This is a genomic window from Vibrio sp. T9 (assembly GCF_003123985.1).
GTDB classification, from domain to species: Bacteria; Pseudomonadota; Gammaproteobacteria; order Enterobacterales; family Vibrionaceae; genus Vibrio; species Vibrio diabolicus.
The window spans coordinates 1-24,974 of the sequence record NZ_NIGY01000016.1 but is presented as its reverse complement, the minus strand read 5'-3'; the positions used below and the strand labels follow the sequence as shown (position 1 = coordinate 24,974).

Genomic DNA, 24,974 nt, shown 5'->3' with positions numbered 1-24,974 from the left:
CACCAACCATAAGGCGATACAACCTTAGTTCGAATTAACAAACACACCGAAATTTACAAATGGACAAAGATAACCAATAAAAAACAAAAACTTAAATTGAACTTTTTAGTTTTACTGCTGACCTATTTTCCATTATATAAACTGGAACATAGCTTTTGGATCATGATGTTCCAAAAGCTATTTAAGCTGATCAAGCGTCTTGCGCCACGCGTTCGATGTACTCAAGCTGCACCGGTTTTGTAAACGCACCAGGGCGAAGAGCCTGCACTTCTCGCACGATATCTTCTAACTGCCATTTCTTCTCTAGCAGCAAGTGAGCCGCAAACAAACCTGTGCGACCCGAGCCGCCCATGCAGTGCATCGCGACTTTGCCACCTTGAGCAAGAATCGCATGCAGTTCCGGACTGGCTTGGTGCCACTTCGCCGCAAATTCTTCACTTGGTGCGCAGTCATCTTCAATCTCGATCTGGAACCATTTCATGCCCAGTTGCTGAGTGGTGTCACCCAAAGCCGCAACGTCTTTCGCTGCTAACTCGCTATCGTCCAATGCAGTAACGACCGCTTGAACCCCCTGCTCCTTCAACTGTTCCAACGACGCTTTCAACTCGACGCCTTTGGTACCCGGGCACGGTGTTAGGACTAATGCACCAGAGTCCAAATCTAATTGCCATGTAGGATGAGACATTGTGAGCTCCTGTTATGCCAGACCAACGTTACGAACCAATTCTGCGGTGCGCGTTGCGTAACCCATTTCATTGTCGTACCAGGCGTAAATCTTCACCATTCGTGAGCCAACCACCATGGTGGATTGTGCATCAACGATGGTTGAGCGTTGGTCGCCTTTGTAATCGATCGACACTAACGGACGTTCCTCAAAGCCAAGAATGCCTTTTAGCTCCCCTTCCGACGCCTCTTTCAGCAAAGCATTCACTTCTTCTGCTGTGGTATCGCGTTTTACATCGAAGATGATGTCGGTCAATGACGCATTCGCCAATGGTACACGTACCGCGTGGCCGTTAATCTTGCCTTTTAAATCTGGGAAAATTTCCACAATTGCTGTCGCACTGCCGGTAGTGGTCGGGATAAGACTCATGCCGCACGCACGAGCACGACGCAGGTCTTTATGTGGCGCATCCAAAATGGTTTGCGTATTGGTCAAATCGTGAATTGTCGTGAAAGAGGATTGCTCAATGCCCAACTTCTCATGAATAACTTTCACCACAGGCGCTATACAGTTTGTTGTGCACGAAGCGGCTGTCACGATACGATGTTTTTCAGGATCGAAGATGTGGTCATTCACACCAACTACAATGTTCGCAATACCTTCTTCTTTCACTGGTGCACTCACCACCACGCGCTTCACACCTTGATCGAGGTATTGGTCTAGGTACGAGGTTTTGCGGTGTACACCTGTCGCTTCAATCACAACATCGCAGCCAGACCAGTTCACAGCGTCGATATCACGTTGCTGAGTCGTGGCGATGCGCTTGCCATTGATGACGATTTCATTGCCCTCAACCTGCACTTCATGGTGCCAACGACCTTGCACTGAATCGAACTCTAATAAGTGGCCAAGCGTCGCTGCATCACCTGCGACATCGTTGATTTGCACAAACTCTAACTCTGGCCAGTCGAATGCCGCTCGCAGTGCTAAACGACCAATTCGGCCAAAGCCATTAATGCCTACTTTAATTGTCATAGTTTTACCCTTTAATCTTCTACCTTGAATCTCTGTTTGCTATTAACAGCAAGCCTCACGACTTTTATCGTGCAAGCGTGTGATGTCGTCTTGGTACTCTTGCTTCAAACAGTTTGATGCCACTAAGTCTTCAATCAGCTTACGCATCCAACCTGGTAGTTGCTGCGATAACTCGTAGTACACCCATTGCCCTCGGCGTTTATCCACCAAGATGCCACTGGAGCGTAACTGAGCAAGATGACGAGAAACTTTCGGCTGACTCTCTTGCAACGCAAACGCCAAATCACCCACGCAAGTTTCGCCTTCACGGGCCACCAGCATTAAACAACGTACGCGCGTTTCATCAGATAACAGCTTGAAAAACTGATGTGGAAGCATAATAAACATACCTATATATGGATATGCGTATATATTTATTTAACTCTGAAATGTCGTCAAGAGTGATCCCATCATCGTCATAAAAGTTTCACATCGAAACAGCCAATAAAGATTGAGAGAAGAACGGTTAGAGAGAATAAAGATACGGCAGAAATTTACGCAGTTGCGACGTTTTGACTCCAGCGAACCGCTTCGCCTAACGAAAGCTTGACCTCTTCCAAAGACAATCCCAACTGCGTCGTGATTTTTTCAACGCCTGACCAGTCGGCACGCTCGTAACACTCTTCGAGAGAAATCAGCGCACCATAAACTCCCTTGCGATGTAATAAGGCTTGTTGTACGGATTCGCTAAGTGGCAATTGCTTGACTAAAGATTCCACCGACAAATCGAGCATCGCATCTAAAATCGATAATAAACCGACCATAAACCCTTGTTCGTTGAGGTGGGAAAATGGCTGATAACGCGACATTAATTGGCAGAACTGCGCTCGTTGTAATGAAAGGTGATACAGCTCTCGAGGCTTGTTACTAGAGATATACGACGCCACGACCAAGGAGACAAACTGCTTAAGATTATCCTGACCAAGGTAGATCAAGGCCTGACGAAACGAGCTGATTTCGACAGCGAGGTTTGGCGCTTGCGTATTTACAAAGCGCAATAATTTGTACGACAACGCGACATCTTGCGTAATGATGGTTTCAATACGAGTAAAGTCTGGCTCTGGTGAGCAGACTTCACGAAAAAGCTGTAGCGCTAACACTTGCTCAGGGCTCACGTATTTTGTTTGCGAAACTAATGGCTTACTAAAAAAGTAGCCTTGGAAAAACTTAAAGCCAGCCGCTTTGGCTTGCTCAAACTCTTCTGCGGTTTCAACACGTTCCGCCAAAAAGTGGTACTTGACGCGTTTAGCAAGGTGAGCTTTGACCAACGCACACGCTTTTTCCAGCCCCATTGCCATGATATCGAGTTTAACGATGTGCACGTAAGGTAAGAAGCGACGCCACTCCGGCGTTAAGGTGAAATCATCCAGCGCGATCAAATAACCTTCTCGATACAACTCGCGAATCGCATCGAGAAGATCATCGGTCGGCTGGCAAGTTTCCAGGACTTCGACGACGATTTTGTTTTTTGGCAAGCTGCGCGGTAAGCGGCGCACCAAGCTTTGATGAGGAAAATTAATAAAGCATCGCGAAGAAGCAATCACTGGGTTAGTGCCCAGTGATAGGAAATTCTCGACAATTAATCGGTATGTTGCTCGGTTTGACTCAATATGCGAAGGGTATGCGTTACTCTCCCCATCTCGAAACAACAATTCATAACCCAGCGTCTGTCTTTTGCGGTTAAAGATCGGCTGGCGAGCAACATACGTTGTATTCATGCTAAAGAAGGACCTATTAAATGGCTTATGACTTTGCAGCTGCTAATAATGCACCACAACCCATAAACATTGAACCGAAGACTTTGTTTATTTTCCCCATGATTTTATCGGAGCGAATAAAACGTCCCATTTGCGCCGCCAAGGTGGTGTAACCCAACATCACACACGCGTCGATCACAACAGTCGTAATACCAAGCACCAACAGTTGCGTCAGTTGGTCTTGTGCCGGGTCAATAAACTGTGGAAACAACGCCACCAGAAAAACAATCGATTTAGGGTTCGTCAGGTTAATCAAAATAGCTTTGTACAAGAGTGCCATGCCAGACATGTCTTTGTGGCTCTCAGCCGCCACCAAGCTGGAAGTGTCTCGCCATTTCTGGATACCCAACCAAACCAAATAAGCCGCGCCAACCCATTTAATGACAGAAAATGCAGTTGCCGATTGTGCGACTAGCGCACCAATTCCTGCCCCAACTAACGCAATGTGAATAGCCAAACCAATTTGGAGACCGATCACAGCCCCCAAAGATTTGCGAGTACCGTAACTCAAACCATTGCTGATTGAGTTCACCGTGCCAGACCCCGGAGCCAAACTAAAAACGATTGCAGTTACTACATAAGCTAACCAGACGTGGGTATCCATTGCATTTCCTCACTAATTCTTCGATGATACATCGCGTAAACAACGTATCTTCAGGTAATCGACTAATGGCTACTAACCATTCACCTTTGACTTATACTCAAGAGTCATTATTTGAGCAAGCAATTGGTGGTCCGATCGCGGCACTTTGGCAAACTCGCCAAGAAGGCTTTGTTAAAGGAACTGAGAAAAAGAACATTTACTGGTGCAAACTGACCAACCCAGAACATAAAAAAGCCGTGCTCATCGTTAATGGGCGCATTGAGTCTTCCTGGAAATACCAAGAACTGTTTTACGATCTCTATCGCCAAGGCTTCGACGTCTATTCCTTTGACCACCGCGGACAAGGTTTATCAGATCGTCTATTGTCTGACTCAGATATGGGTCACGTCTATGACTTTACTGATTATATTGACGATATGGACGTGGTCGTAAACAAACACGACCTTAGCGACTATCAACAATGTTTCATCATTGCCCACTCCATGGGCGGCGCAATCGCTACACGTTATCTGCAAACTCACCCAGAACATCCCTTTACTGGTTTGATTCTCAGTGCGCCTATGTTTGGTATTAATCTGCCATGGTACTTATCGCCAATAGCGATTCCAGTGACACAGATTATGTCAGCGGTATCGACTTTGCCACGTTATGCGCCAGGACATCAGGCCTACTTTCCTAAGCCCTTTGAAGATAACCCGCTCAGCCAAAGCTATGGTCGCTACCAATGGTTCCGAAATCTCTATACGGAAAAACCGGAACTGCAAGTCGGTGGACCGAGCACACGATGGGTATGGCAAGGGCTAATGGCAGCAAAACAATGCTTTTTATTGACTCGCCAAGTAAAAGTACCGGTGCTCCTGATTCAAGCTGGGAACGATCGTATTGTCAGCAATCTGGCACAAAAACGTTTTATCGATAAATTGCGTAAAACCAACCCACATGCGGAGCTACTTTCTATCGAAGACGCTCAGCATGAGATCTTATTCGAGACCGACCAGTATCGTAATCAAGCACTCGATGCAATCTTCCGCTTTATGAATGACCCGAAATCATCGCCAAACGAAAAAACATAATAAGAACTCTAGGCGACCATTTCACGGCCATGATTAAAGAGGAAATGTCTGCACATTGATTTACCCTCTTTTTCATCCTCATTTTGACGTACACTGCTTGGGTCTGGCTGCGTTGAACCATGCAGATGCAACCGACCAAAGTTCCCCCGCATTCGGAGCAGCATGATCTAGTCAGTCTGCTGTACTCCGTTTGCAATCACCTGTTCCACACTATCCAAACCGTTTACGAGGACTTCATGAGCACATCGCTACCTTGCAAAGAGATCACTAAAATCGTTGCCTCTGATCTGGATGGCACGTTACTCGCACCAAACCATCAGCTCAGTGCTTACTCAAAAGAGACGCTAAAAGCGCTGCATGAAAAGGGTTACACCTTTGTCTTTGCAACAGGCCGTCACCACGTAGACGTTGCGAGCATCCGTCGTCAGGTCGGAATTCCGGCTTACATGATCACCTCGAACGGTGCCCGTGTGCATGACCAGGAAGATCAGCTGATGTACAGCGAGAATGTCCCTGCAGAACTGGTTCAAGGCGTGATCGACACGATCAAGCACGATCAAGAAATACTTATCCACATGTATCAAAATGACAGTTGGTTGATGAACAAAGACGACGAAACATTGCGTGATTTCCATGACGAATTCACATACGTCTTATTCGATGAAGACCAAGCGCCAACTGACGGTATTGCGAAAATCTTCTTCACCCATCCAGCACAAGACCACGAACGCTTGGTGGTGTTTGAAAACAAACTACGTGAACAATTTGGCGATAAGCTGAATATTGCGTTTTCAACACCATGGTGCTTGGAAGTAATGAGTGCAGGTGTGTCTAAAGGCCATGCTCTTGAAGCGGTAGCGAAAAAACTCGGCCTCACGTTAGAAAATTGCGTGGCATTTGGTGATGGCATGAATGACGTAGAAATGCTGTCGATGGCAGGTAAAGGATTGGTCATGGGTACATCACACGAGAAAGTGATGAAAGCATTGCCAAATAACGAAGTGATTGGCAGCAATGCAGAAGATGCGGTTGCACACTACCTACAAGATCACTTGCTGTAAGCTGCAATACTCCAAACAATAAAAAAGGGCTGCACATTCGCAGCCCTTTTCTTTTATCGCTGACTTGGCAACTTCTCTTTGCCAAGGATCGCTTCCCACTCTTCTTCTGTCACTGGCATGATCGACAAGCGATTTCCACGTTTCACCAATGGCATGTTCTCAAGTTCTGGCATCGCTTTCATCACCGATAACGGAATCACTCGCGCCGTTTTACGCACGAATTCGACATCCACCATAATCCAACGCGGGTTGTCTGGGTCTGACTTTGGGTCGAAATAATCACTTTCAGGATCGAACTGGAAATGATCGGGATAGGCTTCTCTCACGACTTTAGCAATACCGGCAACGCCAACATTCTTGCAAGAAGAGTGATAAATCAGGACTAAATCGCCCACCTTCACTTGGTCACGCATCATATTGCGCGCCTGATAATTACGAACTCCCTCCCAACATGAAACCTTTTGGGTTCGAAGCGTGTCAATAGAAAAGGTATCTGGTTCAGTTTTAAATAACCAATATGCCATAATGCCATCCGATGCCGATTGAGTAACAATAATGAGGAAGATATAACATGAAGGCTTTGAAAAACCCAGTGGCGCTTGCCACTCTGCTGGTTCTGCAAGCATGTAGTTCGCAGCCGCCACAATCTGGCGCTGCCGACCCAGCTTCTCCACCAGCCACCTTAGATAAGCCTGACACCATTCAACCTCAAACCTTTATGCTACGTGGAAAAGTGATCGTCGGTCACGAGAGCCAATACATCATGCCTTGTGGCAGCGACAAGCAATATTGGTTACAACTGTCACCACAGCAAATGCAACGAGCAATTCAGTTAAATAACGAGCCTTACCAGACCATGTATGGAGAGGTTATCGGCCATCTCAACCCACCGGGCATCGATGGGTTTTCTGCCGATTTCGATGCTAACTTTGTCGTGGAACAAGTGAACTTCCTGACAACGGAAAACCCAAACCGTTGTCAGCAACCAAACAAACCAACTCGCGTGTTTGGTAATGAGCCTTCTTGGTCGGCAAGCTTTGAGGCTAATGGACTGACATTCCAGCAAATCGGCAAACAAACCAAAAAATTAGCGATTAAGAGCAGTCAACTTCAACCTCGCCAGCGCACATATCAACTACAAGATGGTGAGCTTCTCCTAACAGAAAACCTCTGCTCAGATACGATGAGTGATTCTTTGTATGGCTGGAAAGCGACGCTAAAACATGATGGCGACACTTATCAAGGTTGCGGTACGGCTGCAAACGTGGACGCTACGCTTAGCTGGGCCAATACCTATGTCGCGACTTCAACCCAATCACAAGGTTTTGAGGTGCAAATGACCTTAAACCCAGACCACAGCGCCACAACAAAATACAGTTACGCCAATGGGCAGGCACCGTTAATTGAGCGTGGGTACTGGCAACAATTAAGTCCGTCTCAGGTTCAAGTCGTCATGACGCATCATCAACAACAAAGACTGATGTCAGAGCGACTGTTTACGCGAGAAGGCAATCAGCTCAAAGCGACCAAAGAAAAAGTCGGAAACTTGGTATACCCAATCGCCGATGGTGGTTTAGTGCTTTACCCTGCCACCGTTCGTGATGAGGGCATGATGCAACCAGCCGAGAAACGCGCCAACAAGCCCATCAGCAGTGCAGACGTACCTTCTAGTGCGGAGTTTGACTCCAAAGTAGATGCCGCCGTGCGCAACTACTTCTTCATTCACCAAACTAACCCCAACAACAACCAATACCGTTGGCTAACTTACGACCTCAACGGCGATGGTAACGAAGAGCTATTAGTACAGCTGGATTGGTGTGGTTCCGGTGGCTGTACATTGCTGATATTTGAACATCACGAAAAAGAGTGGCGCTTCAATAGCCGCATCACACTGGTACAAAGCCCGATTATGCTCGGCCAACAAACCTCTCATGGCTGGCGAGATCTTATTTTTAATGTCAGCGGTGGCGGATCTAAGGCAGCCCAACACGTGATGCAATACAGTGGGGTTAGCTACCCACTCAACCCAAGCATGGCACCAACGGCAACGCCAAACCAAATCAGTGGCGTGCGTCTGTTCTCGGATGGGGTTAGCCCTGTGCGCGAAGGAGTTCGTCTGTAATGTCGCAACCGTGTCCAAATTGTGGTTTTCAATTCAACTGTATGTGCTCACTGGTGCCGAAACTTACCAGCGAGCACAACATCTTGCTGTTGATGCATCCGAATGAACTGACGCGTGATACTAATACCGGCCAGCTACTAGAGCAGTGCCAACTCAATATTGAGCGAGTAATCTGGGATCGAAAACAACCACCAGCAGACTTGCTCGCTCGATTAGCTGATCCGTCGCTGTATCCAGTGCTTCTATTCCCAAGTGAAGAAAGCGTCACACTCGAACATGTGGCGCTCCAAAGCCAGCAACAAACCAAAAATCCGCTGTTTATTATTTTGGACGCTACCTGGCAAGAGGCGCGCAAGATGATCAACAAGAGCCGTTGGTTAGAAAGTATCCCTACTATGGCGCTGTCTGCATCGGCGGACTCGCAATATCAGCTGCGACGCAACCAACAACAAGGCAATTTGTGCACGTTTGAAGTCGCCGCACATTTACTCGGACAACTAGGCGAGCAAAATAACCAGCAAAAAATGCTCACATTCTTTGCTCACTACCTTGCACTATTTCAAGCCGAAAAAAGTGGACACGCTCTCAAGCAATCACCGAGCTAACTCAACTAAAACCGAATGGCTCAAAATAAAAAACGCAGCCAAGGCTGCGTTTTTTATTGGAATTGTTTCACGTGAAACACAACTAAAACAAACGCGTAGGTTCACCCAAGTAGTAGCCTTGCAGATAGTCGACGCCCATATCCTGCGCGATTTTGCACACCTCTCGATTGTGGACAAACTCCGCCACCGTCTCCGCATTAAACACCTGACATAAACGTACCAACTGGGAAGCTATTTTGCGCTGCTTTAAGTCTTTATCGATATCACGGATCAAGCTGCCATCGAGCTTTATGACTTCCGGCTCCAGCTTTAGGATTTCATCAATATTGGAATAACCTGAGCCAAAATCATCAACAATGATACGCGCTCCTAAGCTTCTAAAATGACTGCATACTTCGATCATCCGACCGTAGTCTTTGATTTGCTCAGATTCCAACACTTCCAAACCAATTCGCCTAGGGTCATTGAGCTGACAAATTTCATGCTCTAAAAGCATTAAAGTTTTATCACTAAGCAAATCTTGCGGCGATAAGTTAATAGAAAAGTCACCTTGCCTATCTCGCATGTAATGTAACGTAGAATGGATCATGTGCCGACTCAATCGAGTATAAAGATGCGTATCGGAAATAATAGGCAGGAAGCGCCCTGGCGCAATCACCGTTCCATCCTCCTCCAAAATGCGAACCAAACATTCTTGGCTAGCCAATTTATGGCTATCCGCATGCACTATCGGCTGGCTATAAGTGATGATGTTCTGTTTGAGAATGGCTTTACTGACGCAACTCAACCATCCAAGTTGCTCTTTACGTACATCCTCACTGACTTCGATGTCTTTCGCATTGCAGATATGGGTATTACTGCGCACACCGGAACGCCTCGCTTCAATGCCTTTGAGCAATAGCTCATCCGCAGAAGCTGATGGAAAATCTCGACGACTCACTAAGCCACCGCACAGCGAGATAGAAAGATAATCTATTTCGCGCAGACCAATTGGCTCAAAATTAGTTTGCTCCACCGCGTCGGCAAAACGAGTAAAGTGCTGTTTTATGGTTTCGCTGCTTTGGTCAGCTTTAAATATGAATGCCCACTCACCTACCCCAATACTATAGAGCTGTAAAGCCGTTGGCATGCCAAAACGCTTTCGCAGTCGATTTGTAAAATGCATTGAGAGGTCTTTAAGTAGCTGATCCCCTACTCTATAACCGTATTTTTCATTGATATGGCTGAAGTTAAGTAGCTTTAGAGTCAGCAAGTGCTCATCCAAATCAATGCTACTCAGCCGCTCTTGCAGCGCGACTCGGTTTTGTAATCCAGTGCGACTATCTCGCCGATAGCTTTCTTGTAACTTGCGCGTTTGGCGATCGAGTTGATACCCCATATGCGCGTTCATATGGTTGAGGTCGCCAATCGCATTTCGAATCAAGCTAAACAATGGTGAAATAGAGGAGCTAACGGGCGACTTAGGCAAGTTCAATGCTTGTACTTCGTCTCCCTCTCGCATCGCTAAATACGTCAGACTGTGATGAAGAATTTCTGGCTGTCCAATACCGCCATGCAGTTCCCCCATACAATAACTACCAAACGTCGTCGCGATATCTTTGAAGGCTTGGACTTCGTCGCTGCTGTCAATAAAGTCTAACCGTGACGCGCAGTTAAAAATCATCACGACTTCAGGTTGGTGCATGGCTAACTCAACCACACCATGTCGCACCTGTTCGAGCGTTAATGAGGGGTGGTTATAGCAAAATTGTACTTCGTCACCAAGACACCAAGGCCTGTCGAAACTCATACTGCCATCAGCGTGTAGCTCCGTTACCGTACAAACTTCCTTGCGCCCCAAACTTTCTCGATACAAAGGAAAGCTGAGCAACTGACTCAGCGTCACATCATGGCCATCCGCCAAATAACGCTTGTATACGTCCAATGCTTTCTGTTCACCTAAGCAATACAAGCGCGTTCCTTTTGCATGGGTGACTTTATGTGGCATGCCAATCGGGTTCCATTCCGAATACGCATCCGTCCATAGCTTCAAGGTATCGCTGTGCAAAGCTACGGCGACCACGGCATTATCGTAAACTCGGTTTTGATATAGCACCCAACAGCCATCATCAATACTCTGTGCCAACCCTCCAGAGATCACGACTTCTTCACTAGCGAACGTTTGAAACAAGGGATAGTCACGTCGTTCAATTTGCACAGCAAAGCTGAGGATCACTTGCGAATTGTGCTGCAACAGAAGCGAGCGTTTGAGCTCTCCACCATCAATATCGGGGGAGTAAGAGTAGGTTTGGACGGCAGAAGTAAGCGTGGTTTGTTCGAACTCAGTCACACTGATCAGGCAGCCAGAGGTAAATATCTCCCCCTCCAGAATGACATTACGCGTACTATGCCCCATGACATGAGCATTCGGCAGCAACAATAAAACAGCGTCCGCAAGTGTGGTCGTAAAGTCGCGTGATTGAGTCGACAATATTTGCACCAAATATTGTTTACTTGAAGAGAACTGAGAAGTGACTAAAAAGTCATTTAACTGACTGACATCATAAACCAGTTTTGAAAAAGCTCGCATGCGCCTACCACTGCCGTAACACTATCTTCACCACGACGTGTGGCGTTACTCTTTTTACTTAATAGTGAATAATTTACGTGGCTTTACGCTGATTTTCTAGACACAAAATGAGATTAGAATGGATTAATGCGAAAGCAATTAAAAAAGTGTGAGTAACGGCTGCAAACTATTGATTTCAATATCAGGTAAAGTACGTGTTTTTGAATGGTTAATGACATTTTTATTCATATCATTGAACCAACAAGCCGCAAAACCAGCCGACTTTGCACCATGCACATCCGTGGTTAGGTGATCACCGACATGCAGAATATTCTCTGCTGGAATATCCAAGAACCGTTTCGCCTTAGTAAACATATCGGTGGCGGGTTTCGCTAACCCATCTGGCCCCGCTTTGAGTACACATTGAAAATACGGCGTTAAGCCAATTTTATCTACATCGACGTTGCCGTTTGTGATCGCCACGAGCGGAACTCGCTCTCCCAGTTGGGTCAAAACATCTAAGCTTGATTGGGGCACTTCAAACTGACTGCGCCAATCCAAAGCGAGCTGCACACCCTCTTCAGCTGCGGCTTGAGCTTGCGCTTCATCATAGCCAACTGAAAGAAAACCATGCTTTAGCTGCACTAAACGCCAAAGCGTCACATCGCTTCTGAGATCCGGTCTCTGCTGGAGCACATGTTTTTTTACCTGCATCCAATCAGCCTTATCCATGTGCGCCACGGCAGGATGTGTTTGCTGCAACCAAGCCAACAACTCACGCTCCATACGGATAATCACCGGGTAATTGTCATACAGCGTGTCATCAAGATCGAAGGTCATGGCCTTAATAGGCTCGATACGGCGATAAAATTTCATACTTCGGCTCACTCCCCGTTCTTTTTACGTGCGCGTGGGTGGGCTTGGTCGTAGGCTTGCGCTAAATGTTGGAAATCCAAGTGCGTGTAGATTTGGGTCGTCGAAATGTTCTCGTGCCCTAAAAGCTCTTGCACCGCACGTAAGTTATTGCTGGATTCGAGCATATGTGTCGCAAACGAGTGACGCAATTTATGCGGACTAATATGGCTCGCCACAGACTGTTTCTGTCCCCATTCTGCCATACGTTTTTGCACGCTACGGTGCGAAATACGCGTTCCGAGTTTAGACACAAACAAGGCGGGTTCACCTGGCGCAGCAAGGTCGCCCCTGACTTTCAGCCACTTGGCAACCCATTCAGTTGCCATGCCAGAGAATGGTACTTTACGTTCTTTATCGCCTTTACCGATAACACGAAGCTCGCCACTGCGCAGTTGTACATCACGTACATCCACACTCACCAACTCAGCCAAACGCAAGCCTGCACCGTACATCAGCTCCATCATGGCGCGATCACGCACAGCCAACGGGTCGTCTTCGTTGACCTCAAGCAGTTGGCTCACTTCATCAACATCGAGGTTTTTCGGCAACGGGCGCTTTTTACGTGGCGCTGAAACCCCTTTGGCAGGGTTAGCTGACATCTCGCCACGCAGAATAAGGAAATCGAAAAAGCTACGCAGCGATGAGAGGCGCGTCGCCAAACTGCTGGCTTTCATGCCTTCCCGCATGCCCTTACCTGCTAATTGGCGCACCCAGCCTGCATCCACTTGAGACCAATCTTTAAGTCCCATTTCAGCCAAGTGCTGCGCCATGGTTTCTAGCTGCTGTTTGTAATTGCGTTGAGTATGTAGGCTGAGCCCCTTTTCGCTTCGTAAGAATTCATAGAAGCGCTCAAGAGGCTTTTGCAGACTATTTGGCAGAGGAGTGTTGGGAGTTGTCGTCATCGTAACTTTGCCATACCAATGTTTGAGCGAGATGTGCCACTACTAATGATAGGTGACGCAAAAACAAGGTATCCATATCTGGTTGAAAATGACCGCCATCCTCACTAGAGAACGCAAGCACGCCCAGTGTTTGCTGTTTCACGAGCGGTAGTACCACATAGGACCCCATTTCCGGCACATCCATATTGCCAAACAAAGCTTCACGATCCACTTTTCTCAGACGCCCTAAGTACGCATCTTTGCCATTTAAGTGAGTGGTCGCAAAACGTTGATAACTTTCCTTACTCAATTGAATCGATGCGTCGCATTGACTAAACAATCGAACAAACGCGCGTAAGCCAAGTGCTTTAGCTTTCTCTTCAATAGAATGAATGACTTGTTTAAAGTCACCACACTTTAGAATCTGCCCCTGCAAATCCATAAATTCGTAAAAGGTGCGATCGTTGTTCGCCGCAAGCGACATCAGTGTGGTGATCTCTTCCTCTAACTCTTCAATGCGCTGACGTTGGCGATTCATTTGTATGTGCACCAAAGACACCGCACCCAAGTCTGAGTGTGGGAAAGATAGACGATCCACAAGCTCTGGACGCTGCACAAAAAAATCGGGATGATCTTTGAGGTACTCGGCCACCACTTCAGCCGTTAAGGCATCTGCTTCTACTTGAGACAAACCGTTTCCTTTTTCTTCTACTAGCAAGACAATTGACCATCAAATACATGCGTTGTAGGTCCGGTCATAAACAACGGCTTACCCGGACCTTGCCACGCAATTCGCAGTTCACCACCTGGTAGAGAAACCTTAACGTTTTCATCCAACAGACCCTGAAGAATCCCTACCGCTACCGCCGCGCATGCGCCACTACCACAAGCCTGTGTTTCACCTGCGCCTCGCTCGTAAACTCGAAGACGAATATGGTCACGACTCACCACCTGCATAAAGCCAGCGTTGACGCGCTCTGGAAAACGCTCGTGCGACTCAAGCAGCGGGCCTAATGTATCGACATCAGCAGTATCCACGTCATCGACCACCGTCACCACATGCGGGTTACCCATGCTTACCGCGCCACAGAACAGCGTTTTTTCACCAGCGCGCATGATATAGGTTTTCTCTTTTTGCTTGGCTTTGAAAGGAATTTTGTTCGGCTCAAACTCTGGCACACCCATGTTGACCGTCACTTCTCCATCATCTTCGATGTTGAGAATCATCTTTCCTTTTTTGGTGCTCACGCTGATACTGTATTTATTGGTCAACCCTTTCAAGCGAACAAAGCGCGCGAAGCAGCGCGCGCCATTCCCGCACTGCTCGACTTCACTACCATCGGCATTGAAAATCCGATAATGGAAATCAGTTTCAGGGTCGTAAGGGGCTTCTACCACGAGCAATTGGTCAAAACCAACGCCGGTATGACGATCCGCCAAACGGCGGATCAGGTCTTGCGAGAAAAACACGTTCTGGGTAATACAGTCGACGACCATGAAGTCGTTGCCCAAACCGTGCATTTTGGAAAAGTGGAAATGCATTTGTTGTGTGTTACTCCGGTAGAATCTGTTCCAGCTGCCACAAACTGGTCAGCTCCTCACGCTGGCGAACTAAGTGGCTTTGTTTACCATCCACCATTACTTCTGCCGCTCGGGTACGAGTATTGTAGTTCGAAGACATCACAAAACCATAGGCACCTGCTGAACGAACCGCGAGTAGATCACCTTCTTGCAAAACGAGTGCGCGATCTTTACCCAAGAAGTCGCCGGTTTCACAAATAGGGCCAACCAAATCGTAAGTCTGTGCTTCACCCGTGCGCGGCGAAACTGGCACGATATCTTGCCATGCTTGGTATAGTGCAGGACGCATCAAGTCGTTCATTGCCGCATCGATGATGGCAAAGTTCTTGTGCTCAGTATGTTTTAAAAACTCAACACGCGTTAGCAAGATACCTGCATTCGCAGCAATTGCTCGGCCCGGCTCAAAAATCAGCTCCAAGTCTTGGTGATTTTCAAGACGACCTAGTAACGCTTTGGCGTAATCTGAAGGCTGTGGTGGTAACTCATCACGATAGACCACACCCAAACCACCGCCGACATCAAGGTGACGAATGTTAATGCCTTGCGCTTTTAAATCATCAATCAGAGCTAATAAACGGTCTGTCGCGTCGATAAATGGGTCGATATTGGTCAGCTGAGAACCAATGTGGCAGTCGATGCCTTGCACATTCAAGTTCGGCAGGCTTTGCGCGAATTTATAAACATCTGGCGCACGATCAAATGCAATGCCGAATTTATTGTCGCGAAGACCAGTCGAAATGTAAGGGTGTGTTTTCGCGTCGACATCTGGATTGATACGCAGAGAAATTGGCGCAATCACACCAAGCTCACCCGCAACCTTATTCAAACGTTCTAGCTCGGGCTCAGATTCAACGTTGAAACATTTGATACCCAGCTCAAGAGCACGCTTCATTTCTGCAGGTGTTTTCCCAACACCAGAGAAGACGACTTTCTTCGGATCACCGCCTGCGGCAATCACACGCTCAAGTTCACCACCTGATACGATATCAAAGCCCGAACCCAAACGCGCCAGTGCGTTCAATACGCCTAGGTTTGAGTTCGCTTTCACCGCGTAGCAAACTAGATGAGGATGTTGACCCACAGCACTATCAAACGCCTTCCAGTGGCGCTCTAGCGTGGCTCGAGAATATACGTAAAGAGGAGTGCCATATTGCTCTGCAAGAGCTTGAAGTGGGACGTCTTCGGCCCAAAGCTGGCCATCATCCTGATAGTTGAAGTAATCCAAAATTCGCTTCCCTTATTTTATTCGACTGCTGAACCCTAATTTCACCCTAAGGCGCGGTTATTTATTGTGATTGCTCATTCTGTTGAGTGTCATCTGGAATGTATAGTGAGCCAGACTGGCCACATCCCGCTAACGTCGCGGCAACCATCACAAACAACACAGTAACTAATTTTTTCATTTCGCATATCGTGATTATTGAATCAATGCCCCCTATAATCGCACCACACTCAGGAAAAGCAATAGGATAGACGGATGAACGATACTGAATTTCATCAACTGGTGGATGCGCAGATGCAAATCATCGAAGAATCCATCGATGATTCAGGCGCAGACATTGATTACGAAGTCACTGGCAACGTAATGACATTGGAATTTGAAGACCGCAGCCAAATCATCATTAACCGCCAAGAGCCGATGCATGAGATCTGGCTAGCGTCCAAATCTGGTGGTTTCCACTTCAAACTTATTGAAGATAAATGGACCTGCTCAAAAACGGGCATGGAGCTATTTGAAATGGTGAAGCAAGAGTGTGAAAAGCACGCGGGCGAAGCCATTGATTGGGCATAATGCTGGTCAATCGTCACCAAAACAAAAGAGCACCGAAGTGCTCTTTTGTTTATTGATACGGGTTTAATTACGCGTTCACCGCTTTCGTCGGACGATGCGGCGAGCAACCATCATTGCGATAAGGGATGATATAAGCATTGCCCTCTTCAGGATGGATAATCTGGTAGTACTGCGGCAGGTTAAAGTTGATAAATTTCGACGCAACACGACTGTCGTCTTTTACTGATGTGTAAAAGCTGTTCACGGACGAAATCATCTCGTCTTTGGAGCCACTGAATTGGTGATACACTTCAACTTGGTTTGACTCATCCAACACATAAATATTGAAGCCATCTTCATTATCTTCAAAGAAGAACTGCACCAGACCTTCACTGGCAAAACCATCCACCGCTTCTGGCATTTGATACTCTTGCTCACGATCGAGCATTAATAGCGGCGAGCCTTTAAGTTTGTTAGTAGAAATGCTGCGATAGAAATCAATTGAGTTTTCTAACTTCTGCACCGACACACCACGACGTTCAAAGAACAACCCGTAAGTTTGGTTACCAAGGCGCATCGCTTTAAAGCGGCGGCGTTTTTCTTGCTCTACTGGCTTCAAGCGTAAGTCGATACATTCCGCTAAAAGCTGGTAGACCATATTACGCATCACACCACGCATGTTCTTCGCATAACAGAACACATCCACCGATTCTGGTGGCAACGCGTCTTGGTGCATTTTGCCCAGAATGGTTTTCAGTGCGTCCAGCATCGCCGTTTCCCCTTTGAAATGCAGCGTACGCACTTCATGCCAGGAGTTACGGTAAACCAAGTCGACACTGCCGACTAAGTTTTTATGTTCCGGACCAAAACTGAAGATATCGGTATTTTTTACATCCACTTTCAGTGAACGGCCCGAAAGCTCTGACGTAGGATCGTTTTCAAAGTTGATGAACATCGCTAGCTGGCTTATTTCACATGGGCTCGCTAATGCCTGCATCGTCGGACGGCGCTTACGCAGCGCAAAGGTATTTCGTAAGTCGCTCACCATTTGGTAGAACTTATCGATATCCAGCTGCGCTTCACGCACCACCGCGTGCAAACGAGTCGACTCGGTGATTAAACCATTAAAGAATGCCCAAGAGACTAGCTTGCTCAAGTATTCATGATGTTCTAAGTATGGCTGCCCCAAAATGCGGTGCGCGATCAGAGGTTGTTTATAGAGATACCAACCAGACTTGTTCACACCGCCATCTTTCACTTCGATGAAGCTTAAATCCGGTTCATGCAAATCAGGGGAAATCTGCGGGTTGAGCAACGTCACTTTGCCCGGCAATACTTCAAAAGCGGCGTAAAGCTTACGAGCCAAAATACTGATGTCTTGCGGGCTGATAGCGGAGGTAATGTCGTTGCGACGCGCAAATTGAATCAAATTACGGTAGCTCTGCATCAACGCATCCAGCAACGCATGATGCACCACTTTTACCTGTTCAACTTTCCAGTTGCGGCGATCATCAAGCTCAGCAACAACGCTGGCATCCCAATCCCATTTTGCAATCATGTCGCTCAGCGCTTCACGGCGCCAAGCCACTGAACCGACATCCGGTTCACGCGACAACTTTTCATGGGTTTTGAGATAGAAGCAACGGCGCACCAAATCCAAACGAGTGTCGTCTTGGATTCGCTCTAAATAGCGAGTCACTTTTTCCAGCATTAAGTAGTACGCATCCATGCCATAGAGGTCTGGCTCATGGGCAAAGAAACGACGTTTGGTGTCGATGCTTAGCAGTTGCGTATGCGGGTATTCCCACGAATAAGCTTCAAGCAGAATGGCTTTTAATACCGATTTGTAGGGAGAATCGATACTTTTGTATAGCTGCCACAAGTTCGAGCCGAAGTACTCTTCAGCAGGAATGCGGTTCAATTTGCCAAAGTCGATCCATTCACTACAGTCAATGTAACCTTCACTGCACAATTGAGAAACGTACTCGTCGTAACACTCTTCCATTTCTGGCGGCACTATTTGCCATAATAAACGCTGTCCAGCAATACGCACCGCGCTGCGATAGAATTCATCAAGCAAAAGTAAGTGCTGAGATGAGCCACAGTTATCACCCGTCATCTCTTCAGAATGGTTGCTTCTAAAGCGTTCTTCATCCATTAAGAAGAAGTTCGCCTCCACCCCTTGGCTTTGTGCCCAGTCGGTGATCAGCAAGCATTTATTGGTCAGTAATTCTCGCTCGTCACAATCCATATCTGGCGAAATACACACCCAAATATCTAAATCACTAGAAGTACTTTGACCAATTGATGAGGTACTACCCATGGTGTATAAGCCCAAGATAGCCGGCTTCTCTGCCGTCTTAAGTGGCTGACCAATCGCGAGTTGAATGTCATCAATGAATTGCTGCTGAATGCTATTTAGCGCCAGCCCATGCACACCAAACGGGACATCGGCATCGTAATAGCCAGGAATCACAGGGTGGTTGTAGTTCAACAAGGCAGGAATCAAGTGGAAGACTTGCTGGCTTTGCGAATCCATAAGCGCCAGCGCGCGATCAACTCGCTGCTGATTCAAATTATCTAGTCGCTGAATGATTTTTTGGGTGTAAGCCTGCAAGGGGAATTCCTTGGTTGAACAATCACGAAAATCTGCTGACGTTTTAAACCAAAATGGCCTAAAAACGTGATCAATTTAACACTTTTATTGGTGCGGGTAAAGTTTCACGCCCACGCACCACTCAGGATGCAAAACCATACTTTAGTCACAAAATTAATCGCGCGGTAGTGTCGCTCTTATTACCTATTACTAATAATAGTCCTTAGTCTAATTGAGAATCCAGTCACACTATTTTCATAACGTCATGTAATTCCATTCATAGCCTTCAGAGATAACGAACTAACAGTAAGCATTTCTTGATGAGAATGGTAGGATAAACCCAAATCCAAACAGCATTGAGAAGATCATGACACAATCCACACCTATTCGCATTGCAACTCGAAAAAGCCCTCTTGCTTTATGGCAAGCTTACTTTGTCAAAGACGCCCTTCAAGCCGCTCACCCTGGTTTGGAAGTCGAGTTAGTAACCATGGTGACCAAAGGTGACGTGATTTTAGATACACCGCTAGCAAAAGTTGGCGGCAAAGGCTTATTCGTAAAAGAGCTTGAAGTCGCAATGCTAGAAGGCCGTGCAGACCTTGCCGTTCATTCAATGAAGGACGTGCCCGTCGATTTCCCGGAAGGTCTTGGCCTCGTGACCATTTGTGAACGTGAAGACCCTCGTGATGCTTTCGTCTCCAATACCTATAGCAACATTGATGAACTCCCTCAAGGTGCAGTGGTTGGTACTTGCAGTTTGCGCCGTCAATGCCAACTGAAAGAATATCGTCCAGACATCATCATTAAAGAGCTTCGCGGTAATGTGGGTACTCGCCTTGGTAAACTAGATGCGGGTGAATACGATGCGATCATTCTTGCTGCGGCTGGCCTTAAACGATTGAAGCTTGAAGAACGCATTCGTAGCTTTATCGAGCCAGAGCAATCATTACCTGCGGTAGGCCAAGGTGCTGTCGGTATTGAGTGCCGCCTTGACGATGAAAGGCTGCTTAAACTACTTGAGCCACTTAACCACCAAGACACCGTAGACCGCGTTTTGTGTGAGCGCGCAATGAACCTGACGCTAGAAGGCGGCTGTCAGGTACCTATCGGCAGCTATGCCCTGCTAGATGGCGATAATATTTGGCTACGCGCATTAGTTGGCGAACCAGATGGCAGCGAAATTGTTCGTGGTGAAATCCGTGGTCATCGTAAAGACGGCGAAACGTTAGGAGTGCAGTTAGCCAATGAACTACTGGATAACGGCGCTCGTGAAATCCTAACTAAGCTGTACGCAGATCACGAATAATCATGGCAGTGTTGGTCACTCGGCCGGGAGAGCAAGGCAGCGCGCTTTGCTCTCTGCTCGAAAGGCACGGCATTTCTGCATATCACCATCCTCTGATCGACATTGTCGCCGATCTCACGGACACGCACCTCTCTAAACACCTACATCAAGCTCAAATTGTTATCGCTGTTAGTCGACATGCCGTGCAATGTGCACAGCAAATCTTAGCCAGCAACGAGACATCATGGCCGAAACAAGCCATTTACCTTGCCGTTGGTCAAAAAACAGCACACTATTTAAGCAAATGTACCCAACAGAAAGTACACTATCCCCAAGTCAGTGATAGTGAACATTTATTGCGACTGCCAGAGCTCAATAATGTGGCCCAACAACAGGTTCTTATCCTTCGTGGGAACGGTGGAAGAGAGCTGATCAAAGATGCATTGGTGAGACGTGGCGCAAAAGTTCACTATAGTGAGACTTACAAGAGAGAATTCATCCCATTCGATCCAGTAAGCTGTGTCTCACTATGGAAAACCCTACAAATTGACCAGATCATCGTCACCAGTGGTGAGCAACTGGATTATTTGTGCAGCCAATTGACGTCAGAGCAATTGACTTGGCTTAATCAACAAGAGTTGTATATCCCCAGTCAGCGTATCGCTGACATCGCACTTCAAAGGGGGTTCACTCGGGTGAGATGCACGGGAAGCGCATCCAACCAAGAATTACTGGCGGCTCTCCAGCCCTAGCTACACAGGATATAGGCATGACAAGTAAAAATAACGACCAAAAAAATAACGATAAAAACCTTTCCGAAGAAACCTCATCGGCACCGATAGCCGAAAAAAGCACATCGCAGCAGGATGCGGCCCCTAAAAAAGAACAGCCAAAAGTGGCCGAGCCCCCAAAAACAGCCGAGCCAGCCAAAGTCGAATTTGAAGAAAAACAAGGCAAGCGCGGAGTTAAACTAGGCACGGTCGCTATCATCTTATCGATTATTTTTGGCGGTGGCCTCGCATACAAGCTGCATCAGCAGCAAGCCGATTACCAAGCGCAGATCGCCCAACTAAAAAGTCAGCTAGAAAGCACTCAAGCTTCCATGAAGCAAGAGCTCAGCCGGGTACAAGAAGAAACCATCGAGAAAGCAACGACCGTGACACACAAAGCGGAAGTGGTACTTGGACAGCAACAGAAGAGCATTGAAAGCTTACAGCTTGCCGTTGCCGATGTGAAAGGTCGCCGACCAAACGACTGGCTACTTGCTGAAGCCGATTACCTCGTCAAATTAGCAGGTCGTAAACTGTTCTTAGAGCATGACGTAGAAAGCGCAACTCAACTAATGGAAAGTGCTGATCAACGCATTGCAGCACTGAATGACCCTAGCCTCGTCAAACTACGCAAAGCAATGGCGAACGATATCACCAAACTTCGTACTATCCCGCTGATTGACCGTGATGGATTGGTACTACGCTTAACTGCTCTGCAACAGCAAGTAGACAAGCTACCTCTCGCCAATGCACTACTCCCAGAAGCAGAAGCCGTAGAGAACACGGAAGTGTCAGAAGATATTGCAAACTGGCAAGATAACTTAATGACATCTCTGAAAGACTTTTCAGAAAACTTCATTACCTTCCGCACGCGCGATGGTAACGTCATTCCACTGCTTTCTCCTGAGCAACACTTTTACCTAAAAGAAAACATCAAAGCCAAATTGGAGACCGCAATAAAAGCGGTGTACCAAGAGCAAGGTGAAATTTACACCACGTCTCTAAAAACGGCCGACAAATGGGCATTAGCTTTCTTCAACCAAGACGATAATTCCGTTAAAGAGTTCAACAAAACTGTTAACCAGTTAAGCCAGCAAAACATTCAAGTGGAATACCCAACGAAACTGCAAAGTCAGTCTCAACTATCAGATGTCATCCGTGAGCGCCTACGTCGCGAAGTCACAACGATGACAGGTATGGAGGATAAGTAATGTTTCGTCTTATTTTCCTATTTGTTGTACTAGGTGCAGGACTATTTGTTGGCACTCAATTTTCTGGTCAGCAAGGCTATGTACTCATCTCCATCGCTGAGAAAACGATCGAGATGAGCGTAACGACATTGGTCGTATTCGTTATCGCAGCACTCGCAGGTCTTTTTCTACTTGAGTACCTAATTAAAAAGCTAGTTTACGCAAGTTCTACAACATGGAACTACTTCAGTGTGCGCAAAATGCGCCATTCCCGTCGATACACCAATGAAGGCATTATTAAACTCCTTGAAGGAGACTGGAAAGGTGCCGAGAAAAAAGTGACTCGTTGGGCGAATCATCACGATATGCCGCTACTTTGTTACTTAGTCGCATCTGAAGCTGCACAAGGTCAAGGTGATAAAGCAAAACGTGATCACTACCTGGAGCTAGCAAGCCAGCAAGAGAATGCTCATCTTGCAGTAGAGCTAACTCGTGCTAAACAGTTTATTCGCGATAACGAGTTCGAGGCTGCTTTCGATACTTTGCAATCGTTAAAAGGTCAGTATGCGAGTAATTCGATTGTATTGAACTTGCTGAAAACAACGTACATGCAGCTAAAGTTGTGGCAACCTCTTATTGACCTCTTGCCACAATTAACCAAAGCAAAACTCATCACGGAAGAAGAACACGCAGAGCTGATTCAAAAGGCGCAATGCGGCTTACTCCATGAAGTAGCACAGCAGCAAGGTAGCGAAGGGCTTATCTCTCATTGGAATGGCCTTGCACGCAAAGTAAAACAAGACACACACCTAGTCGCCTGTTTTGCTCGTGAGTTGATAGCCCGGAAAGCAGATGCTGAAGCCTTTACTGTGCTAAAAGAAGCATTGAAAAAACAACCGGCTCCTGAGCTTTATCAACTACTGCCAGATCTAAACCTGCCAGATATCCACCCTGTCGTGGTTTTCTTAGAGGGAGTAGTAAAGAAAGAGCCAGATAACGCCGCTGCGCATAGCGCATTAGCGCACTTCTATTTCCGTCAAGAGAAGTGGCAAGAAGCCCAAGACCACTTCGAGATCGCCTTAAAGCTTCGCTCTGACGTCTCTGACTATGCATTCCTAGCAGATACACTAGAGAAGCAGAATCTAACTAAAGCCGCTCACGAAGTCTCTCGTAAAGCGCTAACGCTAGTTCAAAACAACTAAGCGATTCAGAAAATAGAAAGCCGGCAGTTTACTGTCGGCTTTTTTATTGCCTGCAATTCCTCATGCCCTATCATCGAACCAACTGGCTCCCCCAAGAGCAGAGACCCCTCTACTGCCTACACCTGATTAGAAATAAGCTTTAAAGCTTCTGTCGTTCATTCCAAGCTGCTCTTCTTCGTGTCACTAAGAACCACGTAAAACAACTGCGCTCACTTCATGCAAGACAGGGCGATTGGTTCTAAATGGTTACTCCTTCAGAGGCACAGTAAAGCATAGTGATAGCCAAAGAAGTAACAGGCCCCATACAGCGCTTGGATAGCGTTTGTTATAAAAGCTAAAGCAAAGAGTCATGTTCATCGGTAGTAAGTATTAAAAGGTGCTCAGACGCTCTAATACAATTGAATACTACAGCGAGTAGAAACTCTCTTTTGTTGAGAGGATAGGGATAGGAATGGCGAGGAGAAAGCTCAATCACTTTCGCTGGAGAGCAGTTTCTATAACCCTACGAGGCGAAGATGGCAGAAAGCCTCAGGTACGCTTAGCACAAGACTTCTCAATAGACGAAGAGTAAAGGCGCTTAGTTTGGAGCGTGTTCGGTTGGGAGGTTGATTCAGATGCCTCAAAGCTACTTCCCAAGCATCAGAAACGACGAAAGCCCGCTGATTTTTCAGCGGGATTTCTATGTAGTGACCCAGTTCGGGGATGCCTAGCCTAGGGTTGTGACTAACTGGAACTTAATGAAAATCCCGTCTAATTATCAAACGTCAGAAATGAAAAAAGCCTCGCTATTTCTAGCGAGGCTTCTTAATAGTGGCGGAGAGATAGGGATTTGAACCCTAGATACGCTATTAACGTATGCCGGTTTTCAAGACCGGTGCTTTCAACCACTCAGCCATCTCTCCACAAATTGTCATCAACAGATTAGTACACTGGTGATGTTGTTACTTGTTTATACAGGTAACGATATTTAAAGCCTGGCGATGTCCTACTCTCACATGGGGAAGCCCCACACTACCATCGGCGCTAATTCGTTTCACTTCTGAGTTCGGAATGGAAGTCAGGTGGGTCCAAATCGCTATGGTCGCCAAGCAAATTCTTTAATCTGGAAAGCTGTTTTAAGTTCTATTTATACACATTCAATGTTCTTACATTGAGTCCATCAAAACCCCTTGGGTGTTGTATGGTTAAGCCTCACGGGCAATTAGTACAGGTTAGCTCAACGCCTCACAACGCTTACACACCCTGCCTATCAACGTCGTAGTCTACGACAACCCT

General features: G+C 46.8%; 22 protein-coding genes, 1 tRNA gene, 2 rRNA genes and 1 pseudogene. 9 read left to right on the top strand and 17 right to left on the bottom strand.

Annotated features, from left to right (window positions below; all coding sequences use genetic code 11):
* Positions 1–190 precede the first annotated feature (190 nt).
* From CBX98_RS23110 to rhtB, 5 genes are all read right to left on the bottom strand, one after another.
* On the bottom strand, positions 191–685 hold the full coding sequence (locus CBX98_RS23110; protein ID WP_046874388.1) for a cyclin-dependent kinase inhibitor 3 family protein: 495 nt from the start codon (positions 683–685) through the stop codon (positions 191–193).
* 12 nt (positions 686–697) lie between these two features.
* Entirely contained in the window at positions 698–1,699 is a 1,002-nt protein-coding gene (locus tag CBX98_RS23105) for an ArsJ-associated glyceraldehyde-3-phosphate dehydrogenase (RefSeq protein ID WP_109170344.1), read from the bottom strand.
* Positions 1,700–1,741: 42 nt separating this feature from the next.
* Positions 1,742–2,077 carry a metalloregulator ArsR/SmtB family transcription factor gene (locus tag CBX98_RS23100; RefSeq protein ID WP_005393826.1) on the bottom strand — a complete coding sequence of 112 codons (336 nt, stop codon included), beginning with the start codon at positions 2,075–2,077 and terminating at the stop codon, positions 1,742–1,744.
* A gap of 155 nt (positions 2,078–2,232) precedes the next feature.
* On the bottom strand, positions 2,233–3,456 hold the full coding sequence (locus CBX98_RS23095) for an EAL and HDOD domain-containing protein (RefSeq protein ID WP_005393827.1): 1,224 nt from the start codon (positions 3,454–3,456) through the stop codon (positions 2,233–2,235).
* A gap of 25 nt (positions 3,457–3,481) precedes the next feature.
* Positions 3,482–4,099, bottom strand: coding sequence for a homoserine/homoserine lactone efflux protein (gene rhtB, locus CBX98_RS23090; protein ID WP_109170343.1), 618 nt, complete (start codon positions 4,097–4,099; stop codon positions 3,482–3,484).
* Positions 4,100–4,164: 65 nt separating this feature from the next.
* Between rhtB and CBX98_RS23085 the strand changes: the two genes are divergently transcribed.
* Entirely contained in the window at positions 4,165–5,172 is a 1,008-nt protein-coding gene (locus CBX98_RS23085; protein WP_109170342.1) for an alpha/beta fold hydrolase, read from the top strand.
* Positions 5,173–5,408: 236 nt separating this feature from the next.
* Positions 5,409–6,233 (top strand): Cof-type HAD-IIB family hydrolase, encoded by an 825-nt coding sequence (locus CBX98_RS23080; RefSeq protein ID WP_005393831.1) that lies wholly within the window; start codon positions 5,409–5,411, stop codon positions 6,231–6,233.
* A gap of 53 nt (positions 6,234–6,286) precedes the next feature.
* On the opposite strand, the gene CBX98_RS23075 is transcribed toward CBX98_RS23080, so the two are convergent.
* Positions 6,287–6,757 (bottom strand): EVE domain-containing protein, encoded by a 471-nt coding sequence (locus CBX98_RS23075; RefSeq protein ID WP_109170341.1) that lies wholly within the window; start codon positions 6,755–6,757, stop codon positions 6,287–6,289.
* 47 nt (positions 6,758–6,804) lie between these two features.
* Here CBX98_RS23075 and CBX98_RS23070 point away from each other — a divergent pair, with 47 nt between their 5' ends.
* Together CBX98_RS23070 and CBX98_RS23065 are read left to right on the top strand one after the other, a co-directional pair.
* Complete coding sequence (locus CBX98_RS23070) at positions 6,805–8,355, top strand: hypothetical protein (protein WP_109170340.1); 1,551 nt, start codon at positions 6,805–6,807, stop codon at positions 8,353–8,355.
* Complete coding sequence (locus CBX98_RS23065; RefSeq protein ID WP_109170339.1) at positions 8,355–8,960, top strand: tRNA-uridine aminocarboxypropyltransferase; 606 nt, start codon at positions 8,355–8,357, stop codon at positions 8,958–8,960. The genes CBX98_RS23070 and CBX98_RS23065 overlap by 1 nt, the downstream gene beginning before the upstream one ends.
* 82 nt (positions 8,961–9,042) lie before the next feature.
* Here the strand turns inward: CBX98_RS23065 and CBX98_RS23060 are convergent, their stop codons facing one another.
* The 7 genes and pseudogenes from CBX98_RS23060 to CBX98_RS23030 all read right to left on the bottom strand — a co-directional run bounded on the left by CBX98_RS23060 (position 9,043) and on the right by CBX98_RS23030 (position 16,383).
* A complete protein-coding gene (locus tag CBX98_RS23060; protein ID WP_109170338.1) occupies positions 9,043–11,529 on the bottom strand; it encodes an EAL domain-containing protein in 2,487 nt (828 codons plus the stop codon).
* Between the two features lie 138 nt (positions 11,530–11,667).
* A complete protein-coding gene (yigB, locus tag CBX98_RS23055) occupies positions 11,668–12,384 on the bottom strand; it encodes a 5-amino-6-(5-phospho-D-ribitylamino)uracil phosphatase YigB (RefSeq protein ID WP_104969949.1) in 717 nt (238 codons plus the stop codon).
* Between the two features lie 8 nt (positions 12,385–12,392).
* Positions 12,393–13,325 (bottom strand): tyrosine recombinase XerC, encoded by a 933-nt coding sequence (gene xerC, locus CBX98_RS23050; protein WP_012841287.1) that lies wholly within the window; start codon positions 13,323–13,325, stop codon positions 12,393–12,395.
* A complete protein-coding gene (locus CBX98_RS23045; RefSeq protein ID WP_006743009.1) occupies positions 13,291–14,022 on the bottom strand; it encodes a DUF484 family protein in 732 nt (243 codons plus the stop codon). The genes xerC and CBX98_RS23045 overlap by 35 nt, the downstream gene beginning before the upstream one ends.
* Positions 14,016–14,846, bottom strand: coding sequence for a diaminopimelate epimerase (gene dapF, locus CBX98_RS23040; protein WP_006743008.1), 831 nt, complete (start codon positions 14,844–14,846; stop codon positions 14,016–14,018). The genes CBX98_RS23045 and dapF overlap by 7 nt, the downstream gene beginning before the upstream one ends.
* A 10-nt stretch (positions 14,847–14,856) precedes the next feature.
* The gene (lysA, locus tag CBX98_RS23035) at positions 14,857–16,110 is read right to left on the bottom strand and encodes a diaminopimelate decarboxylase (RefSeq protein ID WP_006743007.1); all 1,254 of its coding nucleotides are present in this window, start codon (positions 16,108–16,110) and stop codon (positions 14,857–14,859) included.
* A gap of 61 nt (positions 16,111–16,171) precedes the next feature.
* Positions 16,172–16,383, bottom strand: a pseudogene (locus tag CBX98_RS23030) (lipoprotein).
* On the opposite strand from CBX98_RS23030, the gene cyaY reads away from it, so the two are divergent.
* On the top strand, positions 16,363–16,677 hold the full coding sequence (gene cyaY, locus CBX98_RS23025) for an iron donor protein CyaY (RefSeq protein WP_012841286.1): 315 nt from the start codon (positions 16,363–16,365) through the stop codon (positions 16,675–16,677). The pseudogene CBX98_RS23030 and the gene cyaY sit on opposite strands and share 21 nt — an antisense overlap.
* 67 nt (positions 16,678–16,744) lie before the next feature.
* Here cyaY and CBX98_RS23020 read toward each other — a convergent pair whose 3' ends face one another.
* Entirely contained in the window at positions 16,745–19,273 is a 2,529-nt protein-coding gene (locus tag CBX98_RS23020) for a class I adenylate cyclase (protein WP_005393844.1), read from the bottom strand.
* 346 nt (positions 19,274–19,619) lie between these two features.
* On the opposite strand from CBX98_RS23020, the gene hemC reads away from it, so the two are divergent.
* Genes hemC through CBX98_RS23000 form a run of 4 tightly spaced genes read left to right on the top strand, consistent with a single transcriptional unit; the run spans position 19,620 to position 23,699 of the window.
* Positions 19,620–20,558 carry a hydroxymethylbilane synthase gene (hemC, locus tag CBX98_RS23015; protein WP_005393847.1) on the top strand — a complete coding sequence of 313 codons (939 nt, stop codon included), beginning with the start codon at positions 19,620–19,622 and terminating at the stop codon, positions 20,556–20,558.
* 2 nt (positions 20,559–20,560) lie between these two features.
* Positions 20,561–21,289: a uroporphyrinogen-III synthase gene (locus tag CBX98_RS23010; protein WP_074190035.1), complete on the top strand. Its 729-nt coding sequence runs from the start codon at positions 20,561–20,563 to the stop codon at positions 21,287–21,289.
* Positions 21,290–21,306: 17 nt separating this feature from the next.
* Positions 21,307–22,518 (top strand): uroporphyrinogen-III C-methyltransferase, encoded by a 1,212-nt coding sequence (locus CBX98_RS23005; protein ID WP_074190036.1) that lies wholly within the window; start codon positions 21,307–21,309, stop codon positions 22,516–22,518.
* Positions 22,518–23,699: a heme biosynthesis HemY N-terminal domain-containing protein gene (locus tag CBX98_RS23000; protein WP_109170337.1), complete on the top strand. Its 1,182-nt coding sequence runs from the start codon at positions 22,518–22,520 to the stop codon at positions 23,697–23,699. Before CBX98_RS23005 ends, CBX98_RS23000 begins: the two co-directional genes overlap by 1 nt.
* Before the next feature lie 811 nt (positions 23,700–24,510).
* On the opposite strand, the gene CBX98_RS22995 is transcribed toward CBX98_RS23000, so the two are convergent.
* The 3 genes from CBX98_RS22995 to CBX98_RS22985 all read right to left on the bottom strand — a co-directional run.
* A tRNA-Ser gene (locus CBX98_RS22995) sits at positions 24,511–24,601 on the bottom strand.
* 70 nt (positions 24,602–24,671) lie between these two features.
* Positions 24,672–24,788: ribosomal RNA gene (gene rrf, locus CBX98_RS22990) — 5S ribosomal RNA — on the bottom strand.
* Between the two features lie 91 nt (positions 24,789–24,879).
* Positions 24,880–24,974: ribosomal RNA gene (locus tag CBX98_RS22985) — 23S ribosomal RNA — on the bottom strand; the annotation flags it as partial.